Origin of the sequence: Pseudarthrobacter raffinosi (genome assembly GCF_023913835.1) — a bacterium.
In the GTDB taxonomy this organism is placed as follows: Bacteria; Actinomycetota; Actinomycetes; order Actinomycetales; family Micrococcaceae; genus Arthrobacter; species Arthrobacter raffinosi.
The window spans coordinates 38,957-52,744 of sequence record NZ_JAMXBG010000026.1 but is presented as its reverse complement, the minus strand read 5'-3'; the positions used below and the strand labels follow the sequence as shown (position 1 = coordinate 52,744).

The 13,788-nt window shown below is 64.3% G+C and carries 13 protein-coding genes and 3 pseudogenes; 5 read left to right on the top strand and 11 right to left on the bottom strand.

Annotated elements, in window-relative coordinates; translation table 11 throughout:
* Positions 1-295: recombinase family protein (locus NG697_RS21220; protein ID WP_252614964.1), on the bottom strand; the 295-nt coding region annotated here is incomplete at its 3' end.
* On the opposite strand from NG697_RS21220, the gene NG697_RS19215 reads away from it, so the two are divergent.
* Both NG697_RS19215 and NG697_RS19210 read left to right on the top strand, forming a co-directional pair.
* Complete coding sequence (locus NG697_RS19215; protein ID WP_252603934.1) at positions 206-562, top strand: heavy metal-responsive transcriptional regulator; 357 nt, start codon at positions 206-208, stop codon at positions 560-562. The two genes, NG697_RS21220 and NG697_RS19215, sit on opposite strands and share 90 nt — an antisense overlap.
* A gap of 261 nt (positions 563-823) precedes the next feature.
* A complete protein-coding gene (locus NG697_RS19210; RefSeq protein ID WP_252603931.1) occupies positions 824-1,504 on the top strand; it encodes a haloacid dehalogenase type II in 681 nt (226 codons plus the stop codon).
* 132 nt (positions 1,505-1,636) lie between these two features.
* On the opposite strand, the gene NG697_RS19205 is transcribed toward NG697_RS19210, so the two are convergent.
* Together NG697_RS19205 and NG697_RS21435 are read right to left on the bottom strand one after the other, a co-directional pair.
* A complete protein-coding gene (locus NG697_RS19205; protein ID WP_252603929.1) occupies positions 1,637-2,185 on the bottom strand; it encodes a carboxymuconolactone decarboxylase family protein in 549 nt (182 codons plus the stop codon).
* Between the two features lie 75 nt (positions 2,186-2,260).
* A pseudogene (locus tag NG697_RS21435) lies at positions 2,261-2,335 on the bottom strand (hypothetical protein); the annotation flags it as partial.
* A 36-nt stretch (positions 2,336-2,371) separates the two neighbouring features.
* On the opposite strand from NG697_RS21435, the pseudogene NG697_RS19200 reads away from it, so the two are divergent.
* Positions 2,372-2,823: pseudogene (locus tag NG697_RS19200) on the top strand (AMP-binding enzyme); the annotation flags it as partial.
* A 536-nt stretch (positions 2,824-3,359) separates the two neighbouring features.
* On the top strand, positions 3,360-3,851 hold the full coding sequence (locus NG697_RS19195; protein ID WP_252614962.1) for a universal stress protein: 492 nt from the start codon (positions 3,360-3,362) through the stop codon (positions 3,849-3,851).
* 187 nt (positions 3,852-4,038) lie between these two features.
* On the opposite strand, the gene NG697_RS19190 is transcribed toward NG697_RS19195, so the two are convergent.
* Positions 4,039-4,419 (bottom strand): DUF485 domain-containing protein, encoded by a 381-nt coding sequence (locus NG697_RS19190; RefSeq protein WP_252603933.1) that lies wholly within the window; start codon positions 4,417-4,419, stop codon positions 4,039-4,041.
* A 487-nt stretch (positions 4,420-4,906) separates the two neighbouring features.
* Between NG697_RS19190 and NG697_RS19185 the strand changes: the two genes are divergently transcribed.
* Positions 4,907-5,197: a hypothetical protein gene (locus NG697_RS19185; protein WP_252603927.1), complete on the top strand. Its 291-nt coding sequence runs from the start codon at positions 4,907-4,909 to the stop codon at positions 5,195-5,197.
* A gap of 575 nt (positions 5,198-5,772) precedes the next feature.
* Here the strand turns inward: NG697_RS19185 and NG697_RS19180 are convergent.
* From NG697_RS19180 to aceB, 7 genes and pseudogenes are all read right to left on the bottom strand, one after another.
* A pseudogene (locus NG697_RS19180) lies at positions 5,773-6,030 on the bottom strand (recombinase family protein); the annotation flags it as partial.
* A gap of 61 nt (positions 6,031-6,091) precedes the next feature.
* On the bottom strand, positions 6,092-6,673 hold the full coding sequence (locus NG697_RS19175) for a recombinase family protein (protein WP_252614961.1): 582 nt from the start codon (positions 6,671-6,673) through the stop codon (positions 6,092-6,094).
* Between the two features lie 276 nt (positions 6,674-6,949).
* Positions 6,950-7,858 carry an alpha/beta hydrolase family protein gene (locus NG697_RS19170; protein WP_252603903.1) on the bottom strand — a complete coding sequence of 303 codons (909 nt, stop codon included), beginning with the start codon at positions 7,856-7,858 and terminating at the stop codon, positions 6,950-6,952.
* A 375-nt stretch (positions 7,859-8,233) separates the two neighbouring features.
* On the bottom strand, positions 8,234-8,893 hold the full coding sequence (locus NG697_RS19165) for an acetate uptake transporter (RefSeq protein WP_252603901.1): 660 nt from the start codon (positions 8,891-8,893) through the stop codon (positions 8,234-8,236).
* On the bottom strand, positions 8,890-10,914 hold the full coding sequence (acs, locus tag NG697_RS19160; protein WP_252603899.1) for an acetate--CoA ligase: 2,025 nt from the start codon (positions 10,912-10,914) through the stop codon (positions 8,890-8,892). Before acs ends, NG697_RS19165 begins: the two co-directional genes overlap by 4 nt.
* Positions 10,915-11,126: 212 nt before the next feature.
* Positions 11,127-11,699, bottom strand: a complete 573-nt coding sequence (locus NG697_RS19155; RefSeq protein WP_252603907.1) for an adenylate kinase — start codon at positions 11,697-11,699, stop codon at positions 11,127-11,129.
* Between the two features lie 303 nt (positions 11,700-12,002).
* Entirely contained in the window at positions 12,003-13,652 is a 1,650-nt protein-coding gene (gene aceB / locus NG697_RS19150; RefSeq protein ID WP_252614960.1) for a malate synthase A, read from the bottom strand.
* Positions 13,653-13,788 lie beyond the last annotated feature (136 nt).

Genomic DNA, 13,788 nt, shown 5'->3' with positions numbered 1-13,788 from the left:
CTCCGCGGGCGTCGAGGGTGGTCACGATGTCGATGAGGTCGCGCAGGTTTCGCCCGAGCCTGTCGATTTTCCAGATCACCAGGGTGTCTCCCGGGCGCAGATTGTCAAGGCACAGGATCCACTGGGGGCGGTCGGCCCTGGTCCCGGTCGCGGTGTCCTTGTAGATTCTCAGGCAGCCTTCGGCGTTCAGTGCGTCGCCGCCGGCATGACGGCCAAGACGCTGCGGTTCTACGAGGGTCGGGGCCTGCTGCCGGCCGCCGACAGGACACCGAACGGATACCGCGACTACCCCCACGCGACGGTCAGCCGGCTGGACTTCATCCGCCGCGGCCGCACCGCCGGACTGACCCTGGCCCAGATCGGAGACATCCTCTCCGTCCGGGACATCGGCCAGGCCCCCTGCGTACATGTGAAGGATCTGCTGGCCAAACAACTCCGCGACCTCGACGCCCAGATCGCAGACCTCACCGCGCTGCGTGCAACCGTCGCCGAATTCCATGACGCCGCGGCCGCAGGGGATCCCGCATCCTGCGACCCCGAACGCATCTGCAGCTACCTCTAACGAGAGCCAAGGCCAATGCCAGTTCGCCGCTACTGAATTCCCCAGTGCCCTCTACCTCTTCGACGACGGCGAAAACAGAGCGCCCGGGATCGGTGAGCGGTAAGAGCACTTTTCCAGACGGAATTTGCATAATACCTGCGCTTACACCTTCCGGGAACACCGGGCCCCGATACGCCCGGTTGGCGCCGCCAGTGGTTCACTCTTATCCGGTAAGGCGGCAGACTTGCACTGGAGACGTACACGCGACCACGAGGAGAATCCATGACCACCGCCATCTCAGTCGTTGTCTTTGATGTCAACGAAACCCTGTCAGATATGTCGCCCATGGGGGAACGCTTCAGGGAGGTCGGGGCGCCGGCTGAACTGGCTAATCTCTGGTTCGCCACGCTGCTTCGTGACGGCTTCGCGCTGACGGCCAGCGGAGAGAACGGATCGTTCGCCGCCATCGGGGCCGACGCACTCCGGGGACTTCTGACCGGAGCGGAGCTTAACCGGCCTCTCGACGCGGCGGTCGACCATGTCATGGGCGGCATGAACGGCCTCAGGGTACATCCGGATGTCCCCGAGGGGATCAGGGCCCTCGCCGCTGCAGGGTTCCGGCTGATTACGCTCAGCAATGGCTCGGCCCAGATCGCTGGGAAGCTGTTCAGCGAGGCCGGGATCCGGGAGGCATTTGAGTCGCTGCTTTCGGTCGAAGACGCGCCCGCCTGGAAGCCGGCCCGGGCCTCCTATGAATATGCCGCCGCCGCTTCCGGGGCCGACCCGGCCGGCATGTTGCTGGTGGCCGTGCATCCCTGGGACATCCACGGCGCCGCCCGTGCCGGGCTGCGTACAGCGTGGCTGAACAGGACCGGGCGTAGCTACCCGGGCCACTTTGAGGCTCCTGAATTCATCATCACAGCCCTGACCGAACTTCCCGCGGCCCTGGCAACAGCGCACTGACGAGGACAGTACCCCCCGCCCGGCGGGGCCCGGCTGCGGGTGACCGCCGCGCCCTGCCGGCCTGCTGGTTTGGAGGTGAAACCGCAGACCGGGTGGAAGGGGGCCGATGCTCCCTTCCACCTGCTCGGGGTCTCAGGCGGTCAGTTCCGGGACGGCGGGAAGGTCCAGTTCTGTTCCGGCGTAGTGGTTGAAGTAGTTGGTGAACAGGTTTGCCGCGATGTGGGCGAACGCCTCGGAGAGCTCCTCGGCGCTCCAGCCGGCGTCAAGGGCAGCCTGCCAGGTCGCGTCGGAGACGTTCCCGGTCCGGGCCGCGGCTTCACGGGCGACGCCGGTGATCGTTGCGAGTTTGTCGTCGAAGTCCACTTCGCCGGCGCGGATCGCGAGGATCTGCTCGTCGTCCAGCCCTGCCCGGCGTGCCGAGAGGGTGTGTGCGGCCTGGCAGTAGTCACAGCCGTTCTGGTTTCCGACGGCCAGGGCGACCGCTTCGCGGGTGCGGGCTTCGAAGCTGCCGTGCGCGGCGATGGCGGCGGAGATCCCCTCGTAGGAGGCGATCACGGCCGGGGAGTGTGCCATGCCGGCGTGGATGTTGAGTAGCTTGCCCATTTTCTGCTCCAGTTTCCGGGCGATCCCTTGGGAGGCTTCGGGTGCTGCGGCAACGGTGTGGGCGGGAATGCGTGGCATGCGGGTACTCTCTTATCTTTGGATTGACAGGACAAAACTGTGGGGGCAGAAGGCAGCCGGCGCGTATGTGGACGGTCAGGGACGGTCGTCGGTGACGATGACGCCCCCGCCGGGTGCGAAGGCAACGTGGCCTTTGATCATCCGGGCTTGGGGCGTCGGCCGCGGGTAGGACCAGGCGGCGTTCGGTTCGCCGGCGACGGCGCCAAGAAAGACGAGGACGGGGACATCTGGCTCCTGGGCCGCGTGGACGACGTCATGAACACCCTCGGCACCGGCTCTCCACCACCGAGATCAAATCAGCCCTGGTCTCCCACCCCGCCGTCGCCGAAGCCGCCGTCGTCGGCGCCGCGGACGAGACCACCGGCCAGGCCGTCGTCGCGTTCGTGATCCTCCGCGGCGACGTCGTGGACACCGGCGACGCGATCGTTCAGGAACTCCGCAACCACGTGGCCAAGGAAATCGGCCCGATCGCCAAACCCAAAACCATCCTCGTGGTCCCGGAACTGCCCAAGACCCGCTCCGGCAAAATCATGCGCCGCCTCCTCAAAGACGTCGCCGAAGGCCGCGAAGTAGGAGACGCCACCACCCTGGCCGACAACACCGTCATGACACAGATCGCACAGTCACTGAAAAAATAGCCCCACCCAACCCGACCGGCCCCGCCGTCCCGCAGCCATCCGGCCCGGGCACGGACGGACTGCTCACCCATGCACAACGCCAGCAGGAATTGAACCCGGCACTACTTACGACGTACAGAATGACTAACAGACACGTGGCAGTCCCAGGGATGCGCCGCACGGACGAGTGGGAATCCCCAGCCGGAATGGTGGTGGACGTTCATCTCGACAATGACCTTCACCGACGGGGCATGGTCGAAGATGGCATGCCAGACTCATCCGGTCTCTGGATCGCAGCTCAAGGCTCTTGGTCCCGCGAATTTGTCGATAAGGCGAGCGGATACACGGTGTGGACGGACCCGTGGACACTGCAGGAGCCCATACGGCTACATCGGTGGTGGGATCTAGATAGCATCAGATTCCGGGACAGTCCCGAGAAACATCCGTAGGCGGTTCCGTTAGCCCTGCGGGTGCACATATGCTCGGCACACAGCTAACTCTAATGGGAGCTGCAAACGAGGAACAACCACGGGATTCACCTTCGAAGGAGAATGATCATGGAAGCGGAAGAGAAGGTTCTTGTCGGCGTGGACGGTTCGGAAGCGTCCATCCAGGCGCTCCGTCTGGGGGCGCAACTGGCGCCGGCCCTGGACGCCACTATTGTCGCTATTGCCTGCTGGGATTTTCCAGAGATTTACGCCGGATACGTTCCACCGGATTTCGCCCGGTTTGAAGAGGCTGCATCGAAGACTCTTGCAGTCGCCTTGGAAAAGGCGTTCGGTGACGAGACTCCGGAAAGGCTGACCTCGCAACTGATCCGCGGGCCGGCTGCGGCGAAGCTCGTGGAAGCGGCGGCCGGCGCTTCATTGCTGGTAGTTGGACGCCGGGGCCATGGGGGATTCCTGGGCATGCACCTCGGCTCCGTGAGCTCTGCGTGTGTTGCCCATGCGGATTGCCCCGTCCTGGTGCTGCATGCCCCAGGCAGCCACCAATCCCGTCGGCTATGGAAGGGCTCCAAGGCCAAGGGCCAGAACCCGGAAAAGCCCTAGTCCCGCTTTCGGATCCCGTGAGGCAAACGCATCTGATACGCGCTGCCGAGGTGCTTCGCGCACCTCCACAAGCGGCCTGCGGCCCACTCCGAAATCCGAGGGGACCTCCATCGATGCCGAACTCAGGCGATGTTCAGCAGGGCGGTGCCCTTGGGCGCGGCAACATCCACGGCAGTAACAGTCCCGATCATTTGGCTGCTCCGTCCGCGGCTTTGCCGGATTTGTCGAACTCGTGGCCTTCGATTTCGTGGCGGATTTCGGCGGCGATCGGATCTAGTTTCCGGTTGGAGTAGCTCACATACCAACCGGTAATGGCGAACGTGGAAACAAATTGCAGCAGGCCCAGGATGAGGCCGATGTTGATGTTTCCCCAGAGCTTGGTGGACATGAATTCGACGGCGTAGTCAGCCAGCAGGACGTATGCGAAATACCAGAGCAGGAATGCAATGGCCATGGGAAAGACAAAGCTGCGGTGACGTTTGCGAAGTTCCTGGAACCGCTCGGTCGACTGGACTTGCTTGAAGTCCACGGACGCAGCTGCGTCCGGAGTTTGGGCTTCGTTACCCATCATTCCTCCTCATTGAGACTTGCTGCCAACACCGGCCGAACGGCCGTCCGGCCAATGTGGCTGCACTCATTGTGGCGCGTGACAGCGCCCTTCTCATTTTCTCCCACACCAGTGAGCTTTGTCTCGTCTTCTTCCGTCGAACTTTTTGAGTTGACTGCGACAATGAACGTCGTATTCCCGTGCTGAGTCATTGGAAGGCCGTGGCTGTCCTCATGGCGTGCTGAGGATCCTGGTTCGACCGCAGTGGGAAGTGTCGGTTTAACGGTGGATTCGATGCATGCATCAACGCGCACGTGGGCGGGCGCGCGTCAGGATCGTTGTGGAGCGAAGCGGGCCGGACGGGCTGCGCCGGACGAAGTGGCCGAGATTGCCGTGCCACCAGCAGCTGCCTTGATGACCTCGCCTCATGCAACTCGCCTGACGCCAGCCGCAGTGTCGGCCGTTTGCGAGGCGTGGCCAAGCCGTCTACTTCTATCTGGGCGCGTTCATGAAGGCGCTCGACCAGGCGGAGCAGGACCCCAAGGCGATGGCGCTGCGTCACATGCGCGCCGACCGCGGTGAACGTCCGATGCTCAACGGCATTGCCGCGGTCTACCTGTACAAAGGAGATTACTCCGATCCGACACCGGTGTTCGGTAAGATCCGAATCGTCTTCTCCGGCGGGCACGATCCGTCGATGGATTTCCTGCACCTCGACGGCCGCCAAGAGTTCCTGCGGTTCGACCGGGTCGTGGCCATCCTGGAAACCGACCAGTCCGGCGAATACGACGAAACGTGATGGAACTGCCGGTTCGCCATGAACTGGAGTGCTCTAATAGCTCCCATGGCGAATTACTTCGTGGGTCCTAGTACCCCGCAGATGCGGCTAGCGATGTTCCTGATCGGGGCTGCGGCCCTGGCTACTGGGATCTATAGCGCCGTTCACCGTATAGAAGCCAGTGCCGCAACCAATACGGAGTCGTCGACGCATACTGCGGGACCGCCTTCGACCCTGTCCCCGCCCGTAACTTCTTCCCGGAACTCGGTCAGGCATGCAGCCAGGCCGTCGGCGGCTGGCCCCAGTTCGCGATACTTATGTTCGCTGTGGCCGGGATGTTCCTCATTCGTTTTCTCTACATGATGGTCGGCCCCAAAACGTCCACAACCTAGTTTCTCTGTGGCTGTCGGGATGCGGCCGCACACAGACTGAGCATGACCGACAACACCGCACGCCAGCCAAAGGGCATTCCCATTAGCGGCCAGTTCGCCCCCGCCACCCACGCCGAACCGGGGTCTGAGGAGGATCGGTACGGAAATTCACGTTTAGGGGCGTCGGCGCGAATTCCGGCTTCGGATGGCGGAAATCTCTCGGTTCTAGACGGTGGCGTCGCCAGCGCGTTTGATGGCGCGGTAGACGGTTGAGCGCGCTACCGCGAAGAGTTCGGCAATCTCCACCGTTGTGTGTGTCCCCGCCCGGTGAACGGAGACCAGGTGCGCTTCCTGTGTCTTGGAAAGCTTGGGCTGCTTCCTACGGAGGCGGCCCTTCGCCTTGGCGACCGCCATGCCCTCCCGGGTTCGTGCGCGGATCAGGTCGGCTTCGAATTCCGCGACCATGGCAAGGATGCCCAGTACTCCTGAGCGTGTCCCCAGGGGCAATCTACGGGTGGAGTAGGATCCCGTGCAGCCGTTGGCGCTAGGGAAGTTCCGGACTGGTTTTGGTGGTTTGGATGTTGCGGTAGATGGTCATGGGAGTGACACCGCAGGATTGGGCGATTTCGGCCATGGTGAATTGCCGTGCGTCGTACATGCGCTGGGCCTTGCCGATGAGATCGGGGGTCATCTTCGGTTTGCGTCCGCCCTTGCGGCCCCGGGAGCGTGCGGCGGCCAGTCCGGCCCGGGTGCGTTCGCGGATCAACGCGGCTTCGTATTCGGCCATGAGCGCGAACATGCCAAAGACAAGCTTGCCGTGCGCAGTGGTGGTGTCCACGATTCCGTTGGTCAACGACTGCACCCCAACTCCGCGGGCGTCGAGGGTGGTCACGATGTCGATGAGGTCGCGCAGGTTTCGCCCGAGCCTGTCGATTTTCCAGATCACCAGGGTGTCTCCCGGGCGCAGATTTTCAAGGCACAGGATCCACTGGGGGCGGTCGGCCCTGGTCCCGGTCGCGGTGTCCTTGTAGATTCTCAGGCAGCCTTCGGCGTTCAGTGCGTCGAGCTGTAACTGCGGATCCTGGTCGGCGGTGCTTACCCGGACGTACCCGATTTTGTGTCCCATGCAGCGCAGTCTAACAAAACCCATAGCGGGCGAGATGTTTCGTTGGCTTGATTTCGGGGTGGCTTTTGTGATGGAAGGTGGCGGGTCTGGCAGTCACGCAGGGAGACGGCGCCGACTCTACCCCAGACGACCGTTTGCGGTAGACCAGCGCAAGCAGCCATGGCTTGATCCATCAAGGGAGTAGTGGTGTTTGTCGCGTGTGCGGTTCTTTTGCCGTCCTCGCGTGTTCCGTTGATGTCGGTCACTGGTTGGCGTCAGTGCCTTTGTGTTTGCCGTTTACGGCTTGGAATCGGTCGGCCTGGCGGGGTTGGCCCATGGGTTTGCTCCGTGGCGCAGCCATTGGATGGTACCGGGCCAGAAGGTGTGGCGGAAGCTGCTGTGGAAAAGGGCGAAGTGTCCGATTTCTGTTCGGTCGAAGTCTTGGGGTTTCAGCTGCACCGTGAGGGCGGGGCTGTTGGGGTAATAGGCCAGGGTGCGGGCGACGGCGGCCTCTGTGGCGAAAGGATCATCCGTGGCCGCCACTGCAAGGGTGCGAGCAGTCAGTGAGGCCTGATGTGCCCGCAGCTCCTGCCGGATCCGGCCGGTCCGCCCGGTGGTGAAGTCTTTGGGACCCCGTGCCCAGTCCATGGCCACGCCTTTGGGTAGATCCTCGAGCCAGCCCAGTTTCCTGCCGGGGAAGTAGCCGTTCCACCAGGTCAGAACCGGCATCAGGGTGTGCCAGCGCCAGCAGAGCCGGAGGCGGTGTCCCCGCCGGTAGTCCCGCCAGTAGGCGTGCTGGGCGCCCACCGTCAGCAGCCGGTTAATCCATCGTGCGTTGCTCGCCAGTCCGACACCAAAACCTCCGAAGCTGTGGCCCACGACGTTCAGCTCCATTCCGGTGCAGTTGCGCAGAGCCCATCCGAGGACCGCATCCAGGTCTTTCAGTGCCCAGTCATACCAGCTGGCCTGCAGGTTCTTTAGGGTGGAATCCCTGGACTGGCCGATACCGCGGTAGTCAAAGGTGATTACGGTGAAACCGTTCTCTGCCAGAAAGGCGGCGTAGCGGTGATAGTAGGTGGCTTTGACCCCGGTGGCACCGGCGATGAGAACAACCGCACCTGCTCTCTCCTGTTCCGGGGGCTCCCAGAGGTGCCCCCGCAGGACATAGCCGTCATCACAATCAATCGTCAGAGCGATGCCCGCCATCCCAAAACGTCCCTCTCGTTTCCCCGCTACCCGAACTTTCTTTGCGGCACTGGCCACACCGTTTACCGGGAGGGCCGCTGCCCGCTACCGTGTCAGGTTTCAGCGGGATCTCGGCCGCTTCAGGAAATCTATCGAAGAAAGCCCGGGCTGATCCCGGGTTTGGCACGGAGACACCGGTTCATCCCGGCAGCAACCACCTGACTCATGCCCCACTTGTCCCTTGGCGGCCTGCCACCGCTCAGGACGACCGAATACGTGCCACACCAGCGGCTACGCCACCGCAACGCCCGGCGGCCGTCCCCGGAAAATTAGTTCCCGTCTGTCCGGCGGCGCTCACCGTGACTGGCCCGCCGGGGATATGCGTGGGGGTACGGGTCAGCGCGGGTTGATGGGCAGGACGGTGCGTTGGTGGGTGGAGTTGGTTACGACGGCGAAGGACGCGTACCAGGCCAGGAGGGCTGTCAGGAGTCCCAGCCAGCCGCCTATTCTGGTGATGGTGACGGCGCCGGTGTAGGCGCCGATGGCGAGGGCGAAGAACGTGGGAGTCAGGGCGATGAAGACCAGGAAGACGGCCCGGTTTGTCCGGCGTGCGGCGACAGTCATGTAGAGGGTGAAGATCCCCCAGGCCAGGAGGAACACGCCGACTCCTTTGCCGGCGTCCTTTCCTGCAGCGGAGAGGTCGGTGAAGCGGACGAGAAACCAGAACGCCATCCAGAACGCGCCGTAGGAGCAGAAGGCCGTCGCGCCGAAGGTGTTGCCTTTGGCGAATTCCCAGATGCCCGCACTGAATTGGGCGATGCCGCCGTAAAACAGGGCCAGGCCGAGAACGACGGGCTCCACCGTGGCCGGCAACAGACCGGCATTGATCGTGCTGAGGACAAAAGTTGTCAGCGCGAATGCGCCCAGGCCCAGGGCGGCCGGGTCAGCGAAGACCGCGGCCCCGGTAGCGGCCGGTACCGGGTGTGCGGTGGGGTCTGCGGGGGCCAAAGTCCGGTGGGCTGCGGGGCCGGGTTCTGCGGTTGCTGTGTTGTTCATCGTTGAACTCCTTTTTTGAGTGACTCGGTGATGGTCCCCATGATGCCGGCGTCGGCCAGCGTGGATGAGTCGCCGGCTTCGCGGCCTTCGGCAAGGTCCTGCAGTAAGCGGCGCATGATCTTTCCCGAGCGGGTCTTGGGGAGCTCGGGCACCACCAGGATGGTTTTGGGTTTGGCGATGGGGCCGATTTCTTTGCCGACATGCTCGCGCAGGGTCCGCACGATATCGTGATCCTCCGCGGCGGCGCCGCGGAGGATCACGAAAGCGACTATGGACTGTCCGGTGGTTTCGTCCGCGGCGCCGACCACGGCGGCTTCGGCTACGGACGGGTGGGACACCAGGGCTGACTCGATCTCGGTGGTGGAGAGCCGGTGTCCGGAAACGTTCATGACGTCATCGACCCGGCCGAGGAGCCAGATGTCCCCGTCCTCATCTTTTTTGGCCCCGTCGCCGGCGAAATACATGTCCTTAAACCGGGACCAGTAGGTGTCTTTATACCGGTCCGGATCGCCCCAGATACCGCGCAGCATCGAGGGCCACGGTTCGCGGATGACCAGGTAGCCGCCGTGGCCGTTGGGCACGGATTCCCCCGCTTCATCGACCACGTCCGCGACGATGCCCGGCAGCGGGGTCTGCGCGGAACCGGGTTTGGTGGCGGTGACCCCGGGGAGCGGGGCGATCATGATGGCCCCGGTCTCGGTCTGCCACCAGGTATCGACGATGGGTGCCGGGTGCGTCTTTTTGCCGCCGTTGCCGCCGGTGACCTCCCGGTACCACATCCAGGCTTCGGGGTTGATCGGTTCGCCCACCGAGCCCAGGACCCGCAGCGAGGAAAGGTCATACCTGGCCGGGATGTCCCGGCCCCATTTCATGAAGGTCCGGATCGCCGTCGGTGCGGTGTACAGGATGGAGACCTTGTATTTTTCCACCAGTTCCCACCAGCGGCCCTGGTGCGGGCTGTCCGGCGTTCCTTCATACATGAGCATGCTCGCGCCGTTGACCAGCGGGCCGTAGGTGACGTAGCTGTGCCCGGTCACCCAGCCGATGTCCGCGGTACACCAGTAGACGTCTGTCTCCGGTTTCAGGTCGAACACGGTCCGGTGCGTGTACGCACACTGGGTCAGGTATCCGCCGGTGGTGTGCAGGATGCCCTTGGGCTTGCCCGTGGTCCCGGAGGTATACAGGATGAACAGCGGGTGCTCGGAATCATGGCCGACGGGGGCGTGCTCCGGTGACGCCGTACCGACGGTGTCCTCCCACCAGAGGTCCCGGCCCTCCGTCCAGGCCACCGGTTCCCCGTTGCGCCGGACGACGATGACGTGACCGACCGTGTGCCCTTCGGTCCTCAGTGCCTCATCGACGGCCGGCTTCAGGGCGCTGGGCTTGCCGCGGCGATAGGTGCCGTCAGAGGTGACAACCAGCTTGGCTTGCGCGTCGTCAACCCGGTTGCGCAGGGCATCGGCGGAAAACCCGCCGAATACCACGGAGTGGACCGCCCCGATACGGGCGCAGGCCAGCATCGTGATGACCGCCTCGGGAATCATGGGCAGGTAGACGGCCACCCGGTCGCCCTTGGTCACCCCGAGCGTTTCGAAGGCGTTGGCGGCCTTCTTGACCTCCTCCGTCAGCCGGGCATACGTGTAGGTGCGGGTATCGCCGGGTTCGCCCTCAAAGTAGATGGCCACCCGGTCCCCGAGACCGTTTTTGACGTGCCGGTCCAGTGCGTTGTAGGCGGCGTTGATCTCCCCGCCCACAAACCACTGGGCAAACGGCGGGTTGGTCCAGTCCAGGGTCTGTGTGAAGTCCCGGTCCCAGCTCAGCAGGTCCCGGGCCTGGCGGGCCCAGAAACCGAGCCGGTCCTTCTCCGCTTCCCCATAGAGGCCGGCCCCGGCGACGGCGCCGGAGACGAACTCCTCACTGGGGACGAACCGGCGGTTTTCGTGCAGCAAGTTCTCCAACGCGTCCCCGCGCCCGGATGAATCCGCAAGGACTGCTGGGCCTTCGCCATGGTTATCGGACATGTGTAAACCCCTTCGTTTACGTTCAAGAATTTATGTGCATCCCTGGCACCGGGCCAGGCTTCACGTGCCCTGTCACAGTGATCGGACAACAACGATACGGCAACCACATCCCGGATCTGCGCTGTCGATTCTTCTCAGGCCTCCGGAGAAGACGGGTATGGTCCTGGCCCGCTCCCGGCAGGGGAACGTGCGCCAGTGGGTCTCGTGTGCGGCTAACGCCGCCCGCTGGTGACAGTGATGGCACGCATTACCCGGTCGGTCACCACACCCAGAGCACCGAAGCCGTCAACGCTGACCAGGAGGCCGCGTTCGGCGTAGCGGGCCAGAACGGCCTCGGTCTGCCCGTGATAGAGCGCCAGCCGGTGGCGGATGACTTTTTCGGTGTCATCGCTGCGTCCGGCTTCTTTTGCCCGGCCCAGCAGGCGGCCCACGAGCTCCTCGTCCCCGGCGCTGAGTTGGAGAACCAGGTCCAGTTCCTGCCCTTGGCCGGCAAGAATGTCATCCAGTTCTTCAACCTGGGCGCCGGTACGGGGGTAGCCGTCCAACAGGAAGCCCTCCCGTGCATCTTCTTGCCCCAGACGCGCGCGCACCATGGCGTTGGTGATCTCATCAGGGACAAAATCACCGTTATCCAGATAGGCGGCCGCGTCGATACCCAGCGGCGTCCGGTCCCGGACGTTGGCACGAAAAATATCCCCGGTGGAAATCGGTACCACCCCCAGGCGCGCGGAAATTTTCTCCGCCTGGGTTCCCTTGCCGGAGCCTGGAGGGCCGATAATCAGCATTCTCTTCATTCGTGGAGCCTTTCCTGGTGGAGGGTTCAGGCCGTGTTAATCCTGTGGCTGGTGGTTGTGGCGCCCGGTCCCGTCCGGGGCCGGATGGCGCCCTCTCCGGGACGATCGGCCCGGCGGCCGGCGGCTTGGTCGGCGCCTTGGCCTGCGATGCTGTCCGGCGTGCAGCAGGGTGTCCCGGGCGACCCCGGGACACCCTGCCGGTACCACGTGCGGTCAGGTTCCCCCGCGCCCGGCGGTCGGGCTTCCTGTTGCGGCGGAATGCGGGAGTTCTGACCGCATCGCTGTCCGAGGCCGTCAGCCGGCCACGGGTTCGGTGACGCCCGGGTCGATGGCCTCGTGCAGGAACCGGTCGTAGGCAGGGAGGGTCAGGAAGTCCGGGAACTCCCGGCTCATTGTGACTTCTTCGAAGATGTCGCGGGAGTCGGCGAAGCGGTCCCCGTCGAAGCGTTCCAGTTTCGCGAACTCCTCGTCGAGCATGTCCTCCACCCACTCGCGGGTGACGACGTCACCCTGGTCCGTGATGGCGTGGGAGAAGATCCACTGCCACAGTTGCGAGCGGGAGATCTCCGCGGTGGCGGCGTCCTCCATCAGGTTGTGGATGGCCACGGCGCCGTTCCCGCGCAGCCAGGACTCGATGTAGCGGATGCCCACTTCGATGTTGTTCCGGATGCCCTGTTCGGTGATGGTTCCGGTGGTGGGAGCGATGTCGAGCAAGGCGCGGTCGTCCGGGGTCACATCCTCGCGGAGCCGGTCCAGCTGGTTCGGGCGGCCGCCGAGGACGGAATCGAACACCTCGCGGCATACCGGAACCAGGTCCGGGTGGGCCACCCAGGAGCCGTCAAAACCGTCGCCGGCTTCGCGGGTCTTATCCGCCCGGACCTTTTCAATGGCGATCGCGTTGGCTTCGGCGTCCTTGCGGTTGGGGACGGCGGCGGCCATGCCGCCGATGGCCATCGCGCCGCGTTTGTGGCAGGCGCGGACCAGCTGTTCGGTGTAGGCGCGCATGAAGGGTTGGGTCATGGTCACCTGGGCACGGTCCGGCAGGACGAACCGGGGGCCGCGGGTACGGAAGTTCTTGATCAGGGAGAAGATGTAGTCCCAGCGGCCGGCGTTCAGGCCCGCGGCGTGGTCGCGCAGTTCGTAGAGGATTTCCTCCATTTCGAACGCCGCGGTGATGGTCTCGATCAAGACGGTGGCGCGGATGGTGCCCTGCGGGATGCCCAGCAGGTCCTGGGCGAGCACGAAGATGTCGTTCCAGAGGCGTGCCTCGAGGTGGTTCTCGATCTTGGGCAGGTAGAAGTACGGGCCCTTGCCCTGGGCGATCAGGCGGCGGGCGTTGTGGAAGAAGAACAGGCCGAAGTCCACGATCCCGCCGGCGATCGGCGTGCCGTCAATCAGCATGTGCTTCTCGGGCAGGTGCCAGCCTCGGGGGCGCACCACGATGGTGGGCAGCTCGCCGGCGGCGCGGAGCTTGTACTCCTTGCCCTCCGGGGAGGTGAAATCGATCCGGCGTTCCAGCGCGTCGGTCAGGTTCAGCTGGCCCTTGATGACGTTCCGCCACGACGGCGTGGAGGAGTCCTCCATGTCCGCAAGCCAGACCTTCGCACCGGAGTTCAGCGCGTTGATGGTCATCTTCTTGTCCACCGGTCCGGTGATCTCCACCCGGCGGTCCTCCAGACCCGGGGCCGGCGGAGCGACGCGCCACGACGGGTCGTTGCGGATGTCCTCGGTCTCCGGCAGGAACCGGGGATCCTGGCCGCCGGCGATCTCAGCCCGCCGGGCCCTGCGGGCCTGCAGCAGTTCCTGCCGACGCTCAGCAGTTGCCCGGTGCAGCTTGGCGACAAACTCCAGCGCGTCCGGAGTAAGAACCTCGTCCTGCCGGTGCACCGGCCGGGCCGTCAGCATGACCCCGTTGATCGTGAAGTTGTCAGTGAAGCTGTTCATGGGAGCTGTTCCTTGAAAAAAGTTGGGTATGCCCTCCGGCCAGAGGCCTCGTTCGGGAGGTTACCTTGGCTGGCGGCACAGAGCGGAGGCAGTGGTGCCTTGCGCGGCGATAAAGTTGGCACCGGCATCCTGCCCG

What these genes read in the sequence shown, in the direction of transcription:
- NG697_RS19165 (WP_252603901.1), bottom strand. Translation starts at nt 8,893, where the DNA reads ATGAACAACACAGCAACCGCAGAACCCGGCCCCGCAGCCCACCGGACT.
- NG697_RS19205 (WP_252603929.1), bottom strand. Translation starts at nt 2,185, where the DNA reads ATGCCACGCATTCCCGCCCACACCGTTGCCGCAGCACCCGAAGCCTCC.
- NG697_RS19210 (WP_252603931.1), top strand. Translation starts at nt 824, where the DNA reads ATGACCACCGCCATCTCAGTCGTTGTCTTTGATGTCAACGAAACCCTG.
- aceB (WP_252614960.1), bottom strand. Translation starts at nt 13,652, where the DNA reads ATGAACAGCTTCACTGACAACTTCACGATCAACGGGGTCATGCTGACG.
- NG697_RS19185 (WP_252603927.1), top strand. Translation starts at nt 4,907, where the DNA reads ATGAAGGCGCTCGACCAGGCGGAGCAGGACCCCAAGGCGATGGCGCTG.
- NG697_RS19155 (WP_252603907.1), bottom strand. Translation starts at nt 11,699, where the DNA reads ATGCTGATTATCGGCCCTCCAGGCTCCGGCAAGGGAACCCAGGCGGAG.
- NG697_RS19175 (WP_252614961.1), bottom strand. Translation starts at nt 6,673, where the DNA reads ATGGGACACAAAATCGGGTACGTCCGGGTAAGCACCGCCGACCAGGAT.
- NG697_RS19215 (WP_252603934.1), top strand. Translation starts at nt 206, where the DNA reads ATGACGGCCAAGACGCTGCGGTTCTACGAGGGTCGGGGCCTGCTGCCG.
- NG697_RS19195 (WP_252614962.1), top strand. Translation starts at nt 3,360, where the DNA reads ATGGAAGCGGAAGAGAAGGTTCTTGTCGGCGTGGACGGTTCGGAAGCG.
- NG697_RS19170 (WP_252603903.1), bottom strand. Translation starts at nt 7,858, where the DNA reads ATGGCGGGCATCGCTCTGACGATTGATTGTGATGACGGCTATGTCCTG.
- acs (WP_252603899.1), bottom strand. Translation starts at nt 10,914, where the DNA reads ATGTCCGATAACCATGGCGAAGGCCCAGCAGTCCTTGCGGATTCATCC.
- NG697_RS19190 (WP_252603933.1), bottom strand. Translation starts at nt 4,419, where the DNA reads ATGGGTAACGAAGCCCAAACTCCGGACGCAGCTGCGTCCGTGGACTTC.